The sequence below is a fragment of the Mesorhizobium marinum genome, from assembly GCF_040813675.1.
Taxonomy (GTDB): domain Bacteria; phylum Pseudomonadota; class Alphaproteobacteria; order Rhizobiales; family Rhizobiaceae; genus Mesorhizobium_K; species Mesorhizobium_K marinum.
Genome location: NZ_JBFOCI010000002.1, coordinates 1 through 15,153 on the forward strand (window position 1 = coordinate 1; position 15,153 = coordinate 15,153).

Here is a 15,153-nt window from a genome sequence, read left to right on the forward strand (position 1 = left end):
TGCTGCGCGTAGTAGTCGGTGAAGGCGAGCCCTTCGGCCGCGATGCGGTCGATGTTGGGCGTCCGGTAGCCCATCATCCCGAGATTGCGGTGGCTGATGTTCCAGGTGCCGATATCGTCACCCCAGATCACAAGCACGTTCGGCTTCGAAGCATCCTGGGCATGGGCAGGCCCAGGCATCATCGTAAACGCGGCCAAGCCGACGGCGACCGCCGCCGGCGCCAGGCCGCCAATCAGATTTTTCAGATTCATGAATTCCTCCTCTCGCGGGCGAAGCGTGCATCAAGCTTCGCGATCCCAGGCACCCTGCGCCACCTTGATAGCAGATTGATGACGCAGCGGAAACCGTCGCCACCCCCGGAGCAGGGCGGGCGCGCGAGCAGCCTTCCAGGTGCGCTCAATGCCGCAAATGTTGCAGCGTTGACGCCAGATTTACCGGCGGTTAACCAAACTGCGGCAGCGAGGAGAGGGGTCCCTCGCCTGAGGGAAGCCTGCAATCGGCAGACAAGCGGACAGGCCGGGCGGCATTCCGGACCGCAGTCCTGGATGGGGAGACTATGGAGCTTACGTTCGATCTCGGCCGCGGCGCAGAGGCGCTTGGCCATCGCTTCCTGATCGGCCTTCAGCAGAGCCCTGTCCTGGGCGACCACGACAAGCGGCTGCTGTCACTGCTCCGGCCCGCGGGCGTCGTGCTGTTTCGGGCAAACTTCCTGGCCGGCGCGCCCTACGACGAGTGGCTGGCGAGCCACGAACGGCTGCTCGCCGACGTGCGCGAAACGATCGGCCGCGACGAGGTGCTGGTCTGCATCGATCACGAAGGCGGCGGCGTGCTGCGCCCCCCCGCGCCGGTCACGCCCTTCGCCTACGCCCGGGAATGGCCTGCGCAGGCCGCCGACGTCGGCCGCGCCATGGGCGTGGAACTGCGTTCGCTCGGCTTCAACGTCAACTTCGCGCCGGTGGTCGACGTCAACTCCAATCCTGCAAACCCGGTGATCGGCCCGCGCTCATTCGGCACGACGCCCGACGAGGTTGCCGCGGCGGCGCGGCAATTTCTCGACGCCATGCAGGCCGAGGGCGTGCTGGGATGTCCCAAGCATTTCCCGGGGCATGGCGACGCGGCGGTGGATTCCCACTATTCGCTTCCGGTGATCGACGTCGATCCCGACACGCTCCGCAAGCGCGAACTAGCGGCATTCCGCCATTTCAACGATCCGCGCACCCGCATGATCATGACGGCGCACATCGTGCTCTCGCAGGTCGACCCCGGCGTGCCGGCGACCATGTCGCGCATCATCCTGCAGGATATCCTGCGCGCCGAACTCGGCTTCGGCGGAGTGGTGGTCTCCGACGACCTGGGCATGGCCGCGATTTCCAGCCGGCTCGACCAGCCGGAAACGACCAGGAGCATCGTGAACGCCGGCTGCGACCTGATGTGCATGTGCGCCTACTGGGCGGACACCGGCATCATCCTGCGGATGATCGACCATATCGGCGAGGGCCTGAAGGATGGATCGATAAGCGAGCGGACGATGCACGAGTCCTTCGCCCGCGTGCAGGCGCTGCTGTCGGTCGCGCCGGCCAACAGGGTCGAGCGCCTTAGCGACGAGACTTTCGCCGCGCATGCGTCCCTGGCGCCGCTGCGACCGCGCACCGTTGCCCGGGTCGAGTCCGGCGGTGGCGGCGCCGCCAAGATCTAGGCGCAGCAGACTTCGGGCTGGCGGCCCGGACAGGACCGCCAGCCCGCCAGGGCATCACTTCGCCTTGGCGTCCTCGATGACCTTGAGGTTCTTCTCGCCGTCCGGCGTGTTGGCGACGATCGACGGCCACACGGCCTGCGCCGCCTTGGCGAACTCGGCGCGGTCGGTCTCGACGATCTCGACATTCGCCTCCTTCACCTTGTCGAGGCTCTCGGTGTAGGTGCTGCGGAACGTCGAGATCGAGGCTTGGGCGGCCTCCTTGGCGGCGTCCGCGACAATCGCCTTCTGCTCGTCGCTCAGGGCGTCGAAGCGCACCTTCGACATGACCATCAGCGAAGGCATGTAGTGGGCCTTGGTCATGTTGAGGTATTTGGTGACCTCGGTCATGCGGTCCATCACGAAGGTGTCCGGGGAGTTCTCGGCCCCGTCGACGACGCCGTTCTGCAGCGCCAGGTAGACCTCGGAGTAGGCCATCGGCGTCGGCTGTGCCCCGAATGCCTCGTAGGCCGCCACATAGCTCGGGCTCTGCATCACGCGAAGCTTCAGGTTGCCGATGTCGGCGACGGTCTTGATCGGCTTCTTCGAGGTGTAGACGCTTCGCTCGATGGCCGAGAGGAAGGTCAGGCCGACCAGTCCGCGCGGCTCCATGTAGTCGAGGAAGTGACGGCCGGCGTCACCCTGGAGGACCTTGTCGGCCTCGTCGAGATTGTCGAACAGGTAGGGCAGCGAGAGGATCGCCATCTCCGGCACGGTGTTTTCGAGCGGCGCGCTCGACGTCACCACGAGATCGACGGCGCCCAGCCGCGCCGACTGCAGCATCTTCACCTCGCCGCCGAGCTGGCTCTGCGGGAACAGGCTGACCGTGATGTCACCGTTGGTGCGCGCCTCGACGACCTCTTTGAACTTCTCGGCCGCCTTGTGATAGTGGCTGCTCGGGTTGAGCGTGTGGCCGATCTTCAGTTCCATCTGCTGGGCCTGGGCGGCTCCGCCCACTACCAGCAACAGGGCCGACGCCGCGGCAATGTATCTTGTCTTCAATTTCACTGCTTTTCCTCCTGACTTCATTTGAGCAACATTAGGGATATGCTTGGAACCTGCGTGACGATCATGATGTTCACGATCAGGACGCCCAGAAAGATCAGGAGCGGCTTCGTGAGTTGATCGATGCGCAGTTTCGCGACTTCGCAGACGACGAAGAGGTTGACGCCGAGCGGCGGGGTGACCATGCCGGTGGCGAGGTTGACGATCATGATCATCCCGAAGTGAACCGGGTCGATGCCGTACTGGGCGGCGACCGGGCCGAGTATCGGAGCCAGGATGATGATGGCGGCGAGCGTCTCCATGAACATGCCGACGACGAACAGCAGCAGGTTGACGAGGAGAAGGAAGGTGACGGCCGAACTGGCGACGGCGGAAATCCAGAGGCCGACCTGGTGCGGCACCTGGTTGATCGTCAGCAGGAAGCCGAACGCCGAGGCGAAGGCGACGATCAGCAGCAAGCCGGCCGACGTGAGCGCGCTGCGCATGAGGACCTGTGCCATGTCGGCGAAGCGCATCTGCTTGTAGACGAACACGCTGACGAGGAAGCCGTAGACCGACGCCACCACCGCGGCCTCGGTCGGCGTGAACGTGCCGGAATAGATGCCCCCCAGGATGAGGACCGGCATCAGCAATGCGGGCCCCGCGCCCTTGATCGCGGTGAATACGCCGCGCAGCCATTGGCGGGGGCTGACTTTCGCGACGGTGTCGAACCCCATCAGGTTCGACACGACGATGATCGTTGCGATCAGCGAGAAGCCAATCATCAGGCCGGGCAGCACGCCCGCGAGGAAGAGATCCGCCGCCGACATGTTCATGACGAGCGCGTAGACGATCATCGGCAGGGATGGCGGAATGATCACCCCGAGTTCGCCCGCCGAAGCCACGGCCGCCGCCGCGAACGGCTTGGGATATCCCTTGCGCACCATGGCGGGGATGGTGATCGTGCCGACCGCCGCGGTCGTCGCGGATGAGGACCCGGAGATCGTGGCGAAGAACATGCTGGTCAGGACGGCTGCCGCGCCTAGGCCGCCGCGCACCCAGCCGATGATGGCATTTGCCAGCCCGACGAGGCGTTCGGAAATGCCGCCGGCCTGCATGATGTTGCCGGCCAGGATGTAGAACGGGATCGCCATCAGCGAGAAGCTGTCGAGGCTTTCCATGGAGGATTGCAGGGCGGCAAGAGGCGATATGTCCGCCTCCAGCAACCCCCAGAAGGTGAGGATCGCGAGGGTGACCGCGATCGGCACCGCGATCGTCAGGAGGAGGAAGAAGCCGCCCAGAATCTTGACCATCGGTCGCCCCTACTCGCTCGCCTCGGACCCGGTCTCGACGATGTCGCGGCCGCCGAACAGGCCTTCCAGCAGCAATGCCGAGAGATTGACGACGGCGAGTGCGCTGCCCACCGGCACCGCCAGGTAGACGACGGTCATCGGTATGCGCATGACCGGCGAAGTTTCGATCGATCCCGTCGCCGCGAACTCGACTCCCATCCAGGCAAGCACGCCGAAAAAGGCGATCGTGACCAGTATCGCGGCAATCTTGACGTAGCGTCCGTAGGGGGAAGGCAACGCATGGGGCACGATGTCGACCGCGATCAGCCCCGAATATCGGCAGACCACGCCCGCGCCGACGAACACCACCCAGATCAGGGCGTAGCGTGCGACCTCCTCGGTCCATGGCGCGGCGATGTTGACGCCGAAATGGTCGAGAACGAACCGGATCAGGATCTGGTAGGTCACCGAGATCGTCGCCAGGCCCAGAAGCGCGCCGACGGCGTAGCCGGCCGCCACGTTGACGCGGTCGAGCAAGCCGAGAGCGCGCAGAGCGCGCGCCGGGGTTTCCCGGACGGCTGTCATCGCGCCAACCAGCCGCCGTCGACCGCGACGGAGGCGCCATGCATGTAGTCGGATGCACGCGAGAGCATGAACACGGCGGTGTCGCCGATGTCGGAGGGCTGCCCCCACCGTCCAGCCGGTATGCGGCCGAGGATGGCCTCCGACCTGTCCGGGTCCGCGCGCAGTGCAGCGGTGTTGTTGGTGTCGATATAGCCGGGCACGATGGCGTTCACGTTGATGCCGCGGGCCGCCCATTCGTTGGTCATGAGACGCGTGATCCCGAGCACGGCGCTCTTGGACGCGGTGTAGGCCGCGACCCGCACGCCGCCTTGGAAACTCAGGACCGACGCGATGTTGACGATCTTCGCCCCGCGCTGCTCGGCCAGCGCCCTGCGCGCCAGCGACTGGCACAGGAAGAACATGGATTTCAGGTTGACGTTCATGACGTCGTCCCAGTCCGCCCGGGCCACGTCGACCGCGTCGGCGCGCCGGATGATGCCGGCGTTGTTGACCAGGCCGTCGATCGGACCCGAGGAGTTCCAGCAAGTGTCGAAAGTCGACTGGGCGACCGTTGCATCGGCCAGATCCGCTCGGACGGGCACGAAGGCGCCGCCGATCACATCGACCAGCCGCTCCGTCTCGTCCATGGCCGAGCGGCTGACGCCGATGACGCGGCCGCCGGCGCGGGCTATCGCCAGCGCGATCCCCTGCCCGATGCCGGTGTTCGCACCGGTGACCATCACCGTTCTGCCTTCAAGGCTGAAAGCGGATAGATCGATCAACTTGCCCCTCCCCCGTGGCTGCGGCATCGGCCGCGCCAGTTCCCGGCCGGATCCCGGCCCGGCCGTCGAATTTCAGTTCCGTCGCCGCGGCCAGCCCACCACTTCGGCCTTCGCCAGCGGCGCGGTTCGGCTCTCGATGCCCTGCCTTCGCCCCTCAGGGCCCGACATAGGCGATCGCGTCGATCTCCACCTTCCCCGAGATCATCAGCCTCGACTCCACGCAGGCGCGGGCCGGCATGTGTGCGCCGAAATACTTCAGGAAAATCCGATTGAAGCTGGCGAAGTCGCGCGCATCCTCGAGCCAGACAGTGCATTTCACCACCTGGTCGATCCGCGCGCCGGCTTCCTCCAGCGCGGCGATCAGGTTTAGAATGGTCTGCTCGCTCTGCTCGACGATTCCGCCCGGCACGACCTCGGTGTCCGGTCCGATCGGGATCTGCCCGGCGGCGAACACGTAGTCCCCGGCCCTGACGGCGCGCGAGAACGGCATCGCCCGGTCGCCGGGACCCTTTGTCGCCACGCCGAAACGCTCGATGCCCATCATCCCCTCCATCACCAGACCGCGCCGCGCGCGGCGACGGGAAGAACGTCGACCACCTCGCCCTGGCTGAGGACGTAGACGTTGTCGACCATGTTGGAGACCGCGCAGCAGTGGTTTGGAATGATGTTCACGACCTCGCCGATTTCCGGCTTGCGTTCGCATCGCGACAGATCGATGACGCCATGCTCTTCGGTGACGTTCGAGACGACGGCGTCCGGATACTCGACGATCCGGCCGAAATCCTTCACGTAGTACTGCTCGCGGGTCAGTATCTTCGAACCGGCGTCGACGACGGCGCGGTCCGGTGATGGCCTGCTGACGACCGTGGCGCGCACCTGCAGGGCGCAATCCTCAAGCCTGGCGAGGCCCGACGCCATCATCATCACGTCGTTGTAGACGTAGGTTCCAGCCCGGTACTCCGTCAGCATCGGGAAGTCCTCGATCTTGAGCAGGGCCGGCGACCCACCTCCCGACACGATCGGAACCTCGATGCCCGCCTGCTTGAAAAGCGCCAGCGCTTCGGTGAGGAATACCTTCGCCGCGTCGGTTCCGACCGGAAAAGTCAGGATGCCCTCGAAGCGAACTCCGGGCAGGGTGGCGGCGTACTGTGCGAGCGCCACCGCGGCGGCCGGCGTCTGCACGCCGTTGCGACCGAAGCCGGTATCGCATTCGACCAGGAAGGGCACCACGCGGCCGCGTTCGAGCGCAACCTCGCTGATGCCGCGCAGGACGGCTTCGCTGTCGGCCACGACGGCAAGGCGCTTCACCCGCGCGGAGAGGTCCATCAGCCGCTCGAGCTTCCTGCGACCAACGATGTTGTAGGTGATCAGGATGTCATCGGTGACGCCGGCGTCGATGAAGGCCTCGGCTTCGCTGAGCTTCTGGCAGGTCAGTCCGACGGCGCCCGCCTGGATCTGCATCCTGGCGATCGCCGGGATCTTGTGCGTCTTGATATGCGGGCGGTTGCGGATACCCGCGCCGGCCACGATCGCCTGGACCCGGTCGATATTGGCCTGCACTCGCTCGAGCAGGATCGTCACCGACGGCGTATCGATTTCTCGTGGAAATGTCATGGAATGCACACGCACCTAAAGCGAATTCAAAGGGTTGACGCCAGATCGCCGGGGATAGGCGTACGATTTCGGTTCTTATTATCTTATTATCTGATAATTAGATTCGCGTTGTCAAGCTCACTCAAACGGTATGTCTAGAAAAGATGGCGAAGCTCACCCCGTCCTCCCTGCTCCTCGGCGCGAACAAGAAGTTCAGCCTGTTCGCTCACGTCGTAGAGGAACTGGGAACCAGCATAGTTTCCGGCGAGATCAAGCCGGAGGACCCATTCCCCAACGAAGCGGAACTCGGTCAGCGTTTCCAGGCCAGCCGGTCCGTCATCCGCGAGGCGGTCAAGTCATTGGCCGCCAAGGGATTGCTGGAATCGAGGACGCGGTCGGGCATCCGCGTGCTGCCGCCGCACCGCTGGAACCTGCTCGACGTATCGGTCCTGTCCTGGCGGTACGGCTCGATGCCGCATGAGCTGTTCTTCGACGAGCTCTTCGAAATCCGCTCGATGATCGAGCCGCGGGCTGCGGCCCTCGCCGCGGAACGCGCGACGAAGAAGGAAGTGGCGGCCATCGAGGCCGCGCTCGGTGCGATGGGCGACGCAGAAGCCGACAGCAATGGGGCGATCGAGGCGGACCTCGCCTTTCACCGCGCGATCCTGTCGGCGGCGCACAACCCGCTGCTGCTGCAGATGGGCAACCTTATCGGCATCGGCCTGCTCACCAGCTACCGCATCTCGAGCGAACCCTATGCCGAGATGCTCGCAACGCACGTCGAGATCTTCGAGGCGATCAGGAACCGAGACGCGGGTCTGGCGCAGCAGAGAATGGAGATGCTGCTGCACAACACCCGGACCTTCCAGGCGAGCCACGCCTAGGGCGGCCGGGCGAACGTGCCGGCCGACGGCGAATCCGTCTAGGGTTCCCTGCCGAGCCGGTCGAGTATCGGCGGCAGGCGGGCGCCCGGATGAAGCCGCCTGATCTCCCTGACCACCGCAGCGCCCTCGCCGGGTCGCCCCTCGGCCAGTTGATAGAGCCCCTCGAGGATCATGACCTCGAGCCGCTGCGGTGCGGCTTTGCTCAATGCGTCGATATGAACCCTGGCCGATGTCGGGTCGCCCGTTTGCAGCTGCGCGAAGGCGAGATTGATGCGAGCATCCTGGTCGCTCGGATGCGCCGAGACGACATCCTTCAGCAAGGGAACGGCGTCCGCCAGCCGGCCCTGTCCCAGCAGCAGGCGCGCAAGCTCGACCGCAATCGAGCCGTCGTTCGGATTGGACGCCCTTGCGGCAGTCAGGATCGCCGCCGCCTCCGATGCGTCACCGAGCGCAGCCGCGATTTGCGCACGCGTCAGCCAGATCTGGACCAGTTGGGGATCCATGAGCACCGCTTCGGCGAACGCCGCCTGGGCGGCGGGCCAGTTCCTGCTCGACATCGCCAGCCCGCCGATCGCGATCTGGCCGTCGGGAACGTCCGACTTCGCCCCCATCGAGACGCGCAGTTCGTCCAAGGCCGACGACAGGGATCCGCGCATCTCGCCGGGCAACTGATCGGGCGGTATCGCAGCAAGTTCGAGCGCCGCGGCCACCCGCACCATCCGCGCAGGGTCATCGAGCAGCGGGCGCAGCCGGCCGGCGCGCTCGCCCGGCGGGCTCGTTCGCCACAACCGGACAGAGGCGGCCCTCACCTCGGCGCTTGTGTCCGAAAGGAGGCCTGCAAGCGACACCACGGTGGTGGGGTCGGCCTGGTCGCCCATCGCCTGGATTGCGCTCATCCGGACAATCGCCGGCTTGACCGGGTCGCGTGCGATGGCGACCAATGCGCTCATGCGTTCGGCGCTCAATCCGCTGCCGGCGATTTCGCTGAACAGGATCGCGACACTGCGATCGGCAGGTTTCCTCTCCGGCGCCCATGAGGCGACGGCTGAAGCCGCCCAGGCGTCCGTCTGGCCTGCGTGGCACGACAGGCAGGCGTCGGGCGAGCCAACCTGTCGCGACAATTCCGGATCGGGAACGCGGAAGAAATGGTCCCTGCGGGCATCGACGGTCATGTAGGTGCGCTCGGGCATGTGGCAGTCGACGCATTGGGAGCCGGCCGCTCCCGGTTGATGGTGGTGGTGGTCGGGACTGTCGTAGTCCTTCAGCACCAGCGACGGAAAACCCTCTCGTCCCGTCTCGTTGTGGCATTGCGTGCAGACCGCGTTGCCTTCGGCCACGAGCCGCGCCGAATGGGGCTCGTGGCAGTTGCTGCAGGTGACGCCCCTCTGGTGCATCTTCGACTGCAGGAACGATCCGAGGATGTAGACCTCCTGGTCCTGCTGGCCGTCAGGGAAATAGAGCCCGCCGCCCAGTCCCGAGATCGAGTAGAAGTCCGTAAAATGCGCCCCCGGCGGCGTGCTGTCGGGCGTGAGATGGTCGCGACGGGCATGGCACGGTCCGCACATGTCCTGCTCGATAGCCTGCTTGGAAGTCGACTGCGCTCGCGGAAAGCCGCTTGCCGTGAGGTCCGGCCACGCCCCGAGATCGGCCCAGCCGCCTTTCTGCGCCCATGCGACATGCGCTTGTCCCGGCCCGTGGCACGCCTCGCACCCCACCGTCAGTTCTGCCCAGGCGCTCTGGTAGGTACGGGTCTCGGGCCGATAGTTCTTCCGGAAGTCCGTCTGGTGGCAAACCGCGCACCGCGCCTGCCAGTTCTTGTAGTTGCCCGTCCAGTGCAGCCCGTTTCCGGCCGAGACATCCTGGTCCGGATAGAGGTGGAACCAGCGCTTGCGTTCAGTGTCCCACGCGATGTCGAGCACCTGGAGGCGGCCACCGTCGAGTTCGACGAGATATTGTTGCAGCGGCTCCTTGCCCACCACGTAGCGGATCTTGAACCGGGCGATCTTGCCGTCAGCACCGTCGGTGTCGACGAAATACTCCGCACCTTCACCGTAGAACCGGCTCGTTACCCCCTTGTGCTCGAAGCGGACGTCGCCGAAATCGCCGCGCACGCTCGTCGGATCGGGCTCCAGCAATGCCCAGCCGTGGTGCGAGTCTTTCCAAGCCTCGAATTGCGTTCGGTGACACGTTGCGCAGGCCTGGGAGCCGACATGGGCCGGGCCGTCGACAGGCGGAGCGACCTGCGCTTCGCCCATCTGCGCCACAAGGCAGAAGATCCCTGCCAGTGCCGCCCGCAACCATGTTCCGGACCGCATGGGCGCATCCTTCCGATCAAGTCCCGACAAAAAAGCCGCCCCGCCCATATCGAGCGGGGCGACATCCTTTGTAGTCGGATCAGTTGCCGCTCGGCAATCCGAGGCTAAATCCGTCCTTCGAAAGTTGTTCCTGGACGTATTTGAACCTCTGGTAGTTGGTGATCGTGATCGGCCCGGTATAGACCTCGCTCTGCAGCTTGCGCGGCGGATACTTGAGATAGGTCATCATCAGTTCCTTGACCTGGTCGTTGATCACCGGCAGGTACCAGGTGCGCTCCGTGTAGTTGTTCATGAACATGTCGTAGCGCTCCTGCGGGTCGTCCAGGATGTTGAAGACCTGCGGCACGGTCGCCACGTAGCTTTCCGGACCCTTCCAGCCGAGGTTCGAATCGACTGCCAGGCCACCCGTGGAGGCGCCGTCGTCGCCGCGCAGGTTGAACACCGCCTTGTAGTTGCCGACGCGGGCCGCGCCCGGGGTCAGTTCGTTCTCGGTGAAGTAGAACCAGGCCTTGCGCTCGCTGTCGCCCTTGCCTTCCCACACCGGCGTCATGTCGTAGCTGTCGAAGATGATCGGCTTGCCTTCCCGGTCCTCGGTCGGCAGCTTGATGCCGGCGACAGAGGCGAAGGTCGCCATCAGGTCGAGACCTCCGACAACCGCCGCGCTCTTGGTATCGGCCTTGACGTGGCCCGGCCAGCGGACGATCGCCGGCACCCGGTTGCCGCCCTCGCGCACCGTACCCTTGGTGCCGCGGAACGGCGTGTAGCCGGCATCCGGATAGACGTCCTGCCAGGCCCCGTTGTCCGTCGTCCAGAAGACGATGGTGTTGTCCGAGAGGCCGAGTTCGTCGAGCTTGTCGACCAGATGGCCGATGCGGCTGTCGAGTTCGACCACCGAGTCGGCGTATTTGGTCTTTGAGATCGACTTGCCTTCATAGTCGGGCGCCGGCATGTTCGGCTGGTGCACCTTCATGAAGTTGACGTTGATGAAGAAGGGCGTGCCCGGCTTCTTCGCGGCTTCCTCGAGGAATTCGATGCCGGCCTTTTCGACATAGCCGTCAAAATAGGGGATGCCGACGACACCCTTGTCCGGCGTGTCGACATACTGGCCATTGATCTTGAAGTCCTCTGTCGCCTTCTCGCCGGCCTTGCCGGAAAGCGAACCCTTGGTGACCTTTTCGAACATCTGGCGAAGGTCGGCCGGCATGTCGGGGAACCAGGTCGGGTCGGCATAGGTGTAGGCGTTGAGGTGGTAGAGGCCGACATATTTCATCACGTCGTAGCCCTGGGCGTTGGGCAAGGCGTAGTCGTCTTCGCCCAGATGCCACTTGCCGGTGAAGTAAGTGTCGTAGCCACCGGTCTTCAGCACGGACGCAAGCGTCCATTCGGCAGCCGGCAGGCCGCCGCCCTGGCCCTGGAAGGCCACGGTTGTCATGCCGGAGCGGTTCGGGATGCGGCCGGTCTGCATGGCGGCGCGCCCGGGCGTGCAGCTCGGCTGGGCGTAGAACGAGGTGAACATCATGCCCGCGTCGGCCAGCTTGTCGATGTTGGGCGTCGGCATGCCGCGCGTTTCGCCGCCGAGATAGGGCCCGGTGTCGCCGTAGCCGGTGTCGTCCGAGACGATGAACAGAATGTTCGGCTTTGACTGCTCCTGCGCCAACGCGGGTAGACTGGCGGTCAACGCCAGGCCGGCGGCCAGCAGCCATCCGGACGTTCGTTTCAAGCTCATAGTCGTTCTCCTGCTCTCGAAGTCATTCAGGATGGGTCGAGCCCGAGCATTCGGGTCTCTGGCCTAGCTGCCGGCAGCCGCCGGCCGCCCTTTCGGTTCGTCCAGGAATTCGAGTATTTCGATCTCCAGTTCCCCGATCAGCCTGCGATAGTCGTCCGCTCTCGGAACATCTGCCTCCCACAAGGCGAGCGCTTCAGTCGCCGCTTCGTAGTCCTCGCACACCGCCCGGAATTCGGAATTCGAGGCAAAAAGCCTCCGAATCCGAAACTCGTGCTTCGCGAACTGACGGGCCACAGCGGCAACGCTCGTGTCAGACATCAGTTGAGCCTCGGCTCGACCAACACGGCCGGCATCTTGTCGATGAACACGCGCGCGCAGTAGGTACGAACCTGTTCGTACCGGTGCCGCATGGCCCTTGCGGGCCCGTTGTTTCGGTGACAGCAATACGGGTCAAAGGAGATTGACCTTCCCGTAAGGGAAGGGACCGAATAGAGTCGCCCGGAAGTTCCGCGGCAAGCCTTTCCCTGGCGGCGGTTGGCTGTTTGGCGCCGGTATTCAACGTTGCGCCAATTGATCCAGGTCATCGCGCCGTCGGAAACTGTGCCTATGCTGCGTTTGCCTGACGGTAGCCGGATGGGGTCGTATGCGGTCGAACTCGAATGCGGAAGGCGTCGATGCGAGTCCCGAACCCGCACAGCGAATCCCTCCTGCGGAGGTTCGCGACGAGTTGCAGCGGATCCTTGCAAGCTCCGAATTCCGTGCCTCCACCAGACGCCGCGAGATGCTGCAGTATCTGGTGGAAGAGACCTTGTCCGGGCGGGCGCATGCCCTGAAGGGCTACGCGATCGGCGTCTCCGTCTTTCGCCGGGGCGAGGACTTTGACGCCCAGTCGGACCCCGTCGTGCGGCTGGAGGCGCGCCGCCTGCGTCGCGATCTTGCCAGCTACTACGTCCTTGAGGGTCGCGACAATCCGCTCCGCATTTCCATTCCGAAAGGCCACTACGCGCCGGAGTTCCAGCGCGCCACGCCTCCCGCGCATCAGCCGGGGCAGGCAGCGCCGGTAGGCGAGGCGAGTGAGCCCTCCGGTCACGAAAGCAATCCCGTCGCGCTGAGTGCAGCCCGGCAAAGAAGCGCGTCGGTCGGTAGAAATGTCTGGCTTGCTGCAGGTGCGGCCGCGGTAGTCCTTCTCGCGCTGTTGGTCGGATGGATCGCGGTTCAGCCCGGACCGGTCGCCGACGAGCGGGTCCTGGCCGACGCCCGCGGCCCGAGCGTCATGGTCTTTCCCCTGGTCGCTGCGGGCGAGACCGAAAAGGACGCCGCGCTTGCGGAGGGGCTGGCGAGCCAGATCGTCACGGAACTCTCGCGCTTTTCCGATTTCCGCCTCTACCTGCCTCCGGCCGGCCACGGGCGGGACCCCGAAGAAGATCCGCTGGCGATCGCCAAGCCGTTGGGCGTGTCTTTCGTACTTACCGGTCGCGTCGAATCCGATGGCGCGACGATCAAGATCACGTCAAGGCTGAGCGACGTTGCGACGGGGCGGGTCATCTGGGTCCAGGATTTCGACAGGGCAGCGGCCGTTGAGTCGCTCCTGATGCTGCAGAACGAAGTGGCGGGTGCGATCTCATCGGCCCTGGGTCAACCCTACGGGATCATCAAGACGCAGATCACCAACGGGCTGCCCGACGATTTTCGCCCGAGCATGCCGAGCTACGAATGCGTCCTTCGCGCATTCTCCTATCGCCGCAGCTTCTCGGCAAAAAGCCACGGCCCGGTCTTTGCGTGCCTGAAGGCGGCGGTTGAGCGCGACCCGCAATACGCGGACGCCTGGGCGATGCTGGGCTGGCTCTATCTGGATGCCGGCCGCTTCAACCTGACGGCCGATGCGGCGCGCGCCTACGACCAGGGCCTGGATGCCGCCTCGCACGCCATTCTGCTCGACGGCCGCAATGTCCTTGCCCTCACCGTCCTGGCATCGATCCACCACTACATGGGCAACTACGCGGAGTCGGAGCAGTTCCAGCGCAAGGCGCTCGAACTCAATCCGAACGATCCCGATGTCCTCGCGCAGCTCGGCTGGCGGCTCGCCGCGCGGGGACGCTTCGACGAAGGCATCCCCTACCTGAAGCAGGCGATCGAGCGGACGGTGAACCCTCCCGCCTGGTACTATCACTTCGTGGCCATCGACCACTACCTGCACGGGCGGTATGTTGAGATGCTGGATGCCGCCAAGACCGGAGCGATCGGCGAATCCGGCGCCAGCTGGTCGTTCATCGCGATTGCCTATGGCGCGCTCGGCGACAAGCGCGCCGCCAAGGCGGCGCTCGAGCGGATGGCCGAGGTCGCGCCGAGGACCGCGCGGGACCCGGCGGCGTTCTACAGGTTGCACGGCACCATCGAGAGCACGGTGCAAGCGCTCGTCGAAGGGCTGAGGAAGGCCGGCTGGACCGGACCCGAGGGTTCATAGAACCCATCAAGACCGAAATGGCCCAGGCTGGCGGCGGCGCCGAAGGGCGCCCCGCCTCACCAACCGATCCTCATCAGTGGACCCTGGTCATCTCCAGTCCGAGCATGTCGTAGCGGACGCCGAGGAATCCGCCCGGCATTGTCGATACGGCTTCGGGGAAGACCTCCAGCACATCCTGGGCCATGACGCCCCGATACACCGCGTCGCTCCAGAGATAGCGGAAGGTGTAGAGCGGCAACCCGTTCGGCGCTGAGCCTACCCGTTCGATGTCCCTTTTCAGGCGGACATCGCTTTCCTTCACTTCGGCCGCACTCGCCGCGGCTACCGCCGAGGCTGCCACCCGGGTCAACATCGCGCTCTTCACCAGTTCCGGCTTCACATAGGTCTTCTTCATCTGACCGCTCCAGACATGGTTCGCTCACGGCACTTTTGACGAAGCCGTATCACAATCGGCGATTCGGTGGAGACCTCCCAACCGATCCGTCTCAGTGGACCCTGGTCATCTCCAAGCCGAGCATGTCGTAGCGCACGCCGAGGTAGCCGCCCGGCATCGTCGATACGGCTTCGGGGAAGACCTTCAGCACGTCCTGCGCCATGACGCCCTGATAGACCGCGTCGCTCCAGAGATAGCGGAAGGTGTAGAGCGGCAACCCGTTCGGCGCGGCCCCGACGCACTCGACGTCCCGCTTCAGCCGGATGTCGCTTGTCTTCGACTGAACCACGCTGGCGGCAGCCACCACCTGCGACAGCAAGGCGGACTTGATCGCCTCTGGCTTCACATATGCCTTCTTCATCGACCTCTCCCAGCTATGACCCT

14 protein-coding genes and 2 pseudogenes are annotated in these 15,153 nt (G+C 65.0%); 3 read left to right on the forward strand and 13 right to left on the reverse strand.

Annotation, left to right across the window (positions count from 1 at the left end; genetic code table 11):
• Positions 1 to 182 (reverse strand): annotated as a pseudogene (locus ABUE31_RS05505) (arylsulfatase); the annotation flags it as partial.
• Between the two features lie 374 nt (positions 183 to 556).
• Here ABUE31_RS05505 and ABUE31_RS05510 point away from each other — a divergent pair.
• Entirely contained in the window at positions 557 to 1,696 is a 1,140-nt protein-coding gene (locus ABUE31_RS05510) for a glycoside hydrolase family 3 protein (protein WP_367722536.1), read from the forward strand.
• Between the two features lie 54 nt (positions 1,697 to 1,750).
• Here the strand turns inward: ABUE31_RS05510 and ABUE31_RS05515 are convergent, their stop codons facing one another.
• From ABUE31_RS05515 to ABUE31_RS05540, 6 genes are all read right to left on the reverse strand, one after another.
• Positions 1,751 to 2,734 carry a TRAP transporter substrate-binding protein gene (locus ABUE31_RS05515; RefSeq protein ID WP_367722537.1) on the reverse strand — a complete coding sequence of 328 codons (984 nt, stop codon included), beginning with the start codon at positions 2,732 to 2,734 and terminating at the stop codon, positions 1,751 to 1,753.
• A gap of 23 nt (positions 2,735 to 2,757) precedes the next feature.
• Positions 2,758 to 4,029: a TRAP transporter large permease gene (locus ABUE31_RS05520; RefSeq protein WP_367722538.1), complete on the reverse strand. Its 1,272-nt coding sequence runs from the start codon at positions 4,027 to 4,029 to the stop codon at positions 2,758 to 2,760.
• 9 nt (positions 4,030 to 4,038) lie between these two features.
• A complete protein-coding gene (locus ABUE31_RS05525) occupies positions 4,039 to 4,593 on the reverse strand; it encodes a TRAP transporter small permease (RefSeq protein ID WP_367722539.1) in 555 nt (184 codons plus the stop codon).
• Positions 4,590 to 5,312, reverse strand: a complete 723-nt coding sequence (gene kduD / locus ABUE31_RS05530) for a 2-dehydro-3-deoxy-D-gluconate 5-dehydrogenase KduD (protein ID WP_437344103.1) — start codon at positions 5,310 to 5,312, stop codon at positions 4,590 to 4,592. Before kduD ends, ABUE31_RS05525 begins: the two co-directional genes overlap by 4 nt.
• A gap of 196 nt (positions 5,313 to 5,508) precedes the next feature.
• Positions 5,509 to 5,895 (reverse strand): RidA family protein, encoded by a 387-nt coding sequence (locus ABUE31_RS05535; protein ID WP_367722541.1) that lies wholly within the window; start codon positions 5,893 to 5,895, stop codon positions 5,509 to 5,511.
• Between the two features lie 11 nt (positions 5,896 to 5,906).
• The gene (locus ABUE31_RS05540) at positions 5,907 to 6,968 is read right to left on the reverse strand and encodes an alanine racemase (protein ID WP_367722542.1); all 1,062 of its coding nucleotides are present in this window, start codon (positions 6,966 to 6,968) and stop codon (positions 5,907 to 5,909) included.
• A gap of 143 nt (positions 6,969 to 7,111) precedes the next feature.
• On the opposite strand from ABUE31_RS05540, the gene ABUE31_RS05545 reads away from it, so the two are divergent.
• Positions 7,112 to 7,831, forward strand: a complete 720-nt coding sequence (locus ABUE31_RS05545) for a FadR/GntR family transcriptional regulator (protein ID WP_367722543.1) — start codon at positions 7,112 to 7,114, stop codon at positions 7,829 to 7,831.
• Between the two features lie 38 nt (positions 7,832 to 7,869).
• Here the strand turns inward: ABUE31_RS05545 and ABUE31_RS05550 are convergent, their stop codons facing one another.
• The 4 genes and pseudogenes from ABUE31_RS05550 to ABUE31_RS05565 all read right to left on the reverse strand — a co-directional run bounded on the left by ABUE31_RS05550 (position 7,870) and on the right by ABUE31_RS05565 (position 12,190).
• On the reverse strand, positions 7,870 to 9,966 hold the full coding sequence (locus ABUE31_RS05550) for a tetratricopeptide repeat protein (protein ID WP_367723554.1): 2,097 nt from the start codon (positions 9,964 to 9,966) through the stop codon (positions 7,870 to 7,872).
• Between the two features lie 3 nt (positions 9,967 to 9,969).
• Positions 9,970 to 10,194, reverse strand: a pseudogene (locus ABUE31_RS05555) (hypothetical protein); the annotation flags it as partial.
• A 31-nt stretch (positions 10,195 to 10,225) separates the two neighbouring features.
• Positions 10,226 to 11,872: an arylsulfatase gene (locus tag ABUE31_RS05560; protein WP_367722544.1), complete on the reverse strand. Its 1,647-nt coding sequence runs from the start codon at positions 11,870 to 11,872 to the stop codon at positions 10,226 to 10,228.
• Positions 11,873 to 11,935: 63 nt separating this feature from the next.
• A complete protein-coding gene (locus ABUE31_RS05565) occupies positions 11,936 to 12,190 on the reverse strand; it encodes a hypothetical protein (protein WP_367722545.1) in 255 nt (84 codons plus the stop codon).
• A 409-nt stretch (positions 12,191 to 12,599) separates the two neighbouring features.
• Here ABUE31_RS05565 and ABUE31_RS05570 point away from each other — a divergent pair, with 409 nt between their 5' ends.
• Complete coding sequence (locus tag ABUE31_RS05570) at positions 12,600 to 14,336, forward strand: tetratricopeptide repeat protein (RefSeq protein ID WP_367722546.1); 1,737 nt, start codon at positions 12,600 to 12,602, stop codon at positions 14,334 to 14,336.
• A gap of 73 nt (positions 14,337 to 14,409) precedes the next feature.
• Here ABUE31_RS05570 and ABUE31_RS05575 read toward each other — a convergent pair whose 3' ends face one another.
• A complete protein-coding gene (locus tag ABUE31_RS05575; protein WP_367722547.1) occupies positions 14,410 to 14,730 on the reverse strand; it encodes a tail fiber domain-containing protein in 321 nt (106 codons plus the stop codon).
• 91 nt (positions 14,731 to 14,821) lie between these two features.
• Positions 14,822 to 15,130: a tail fiber domain-containing protein gene (locus tag ABUE31_RS05580; protein ID WP_367722548.1), complete on the reverse strand. Its 309-nt coding sequence runs from the start codon at positions 15,128 to 15,130 to the stop codon at positions 14,822 to 14,824.
• Positions 15,131 to 15,153: the final 23 nt, after the last annotated feature.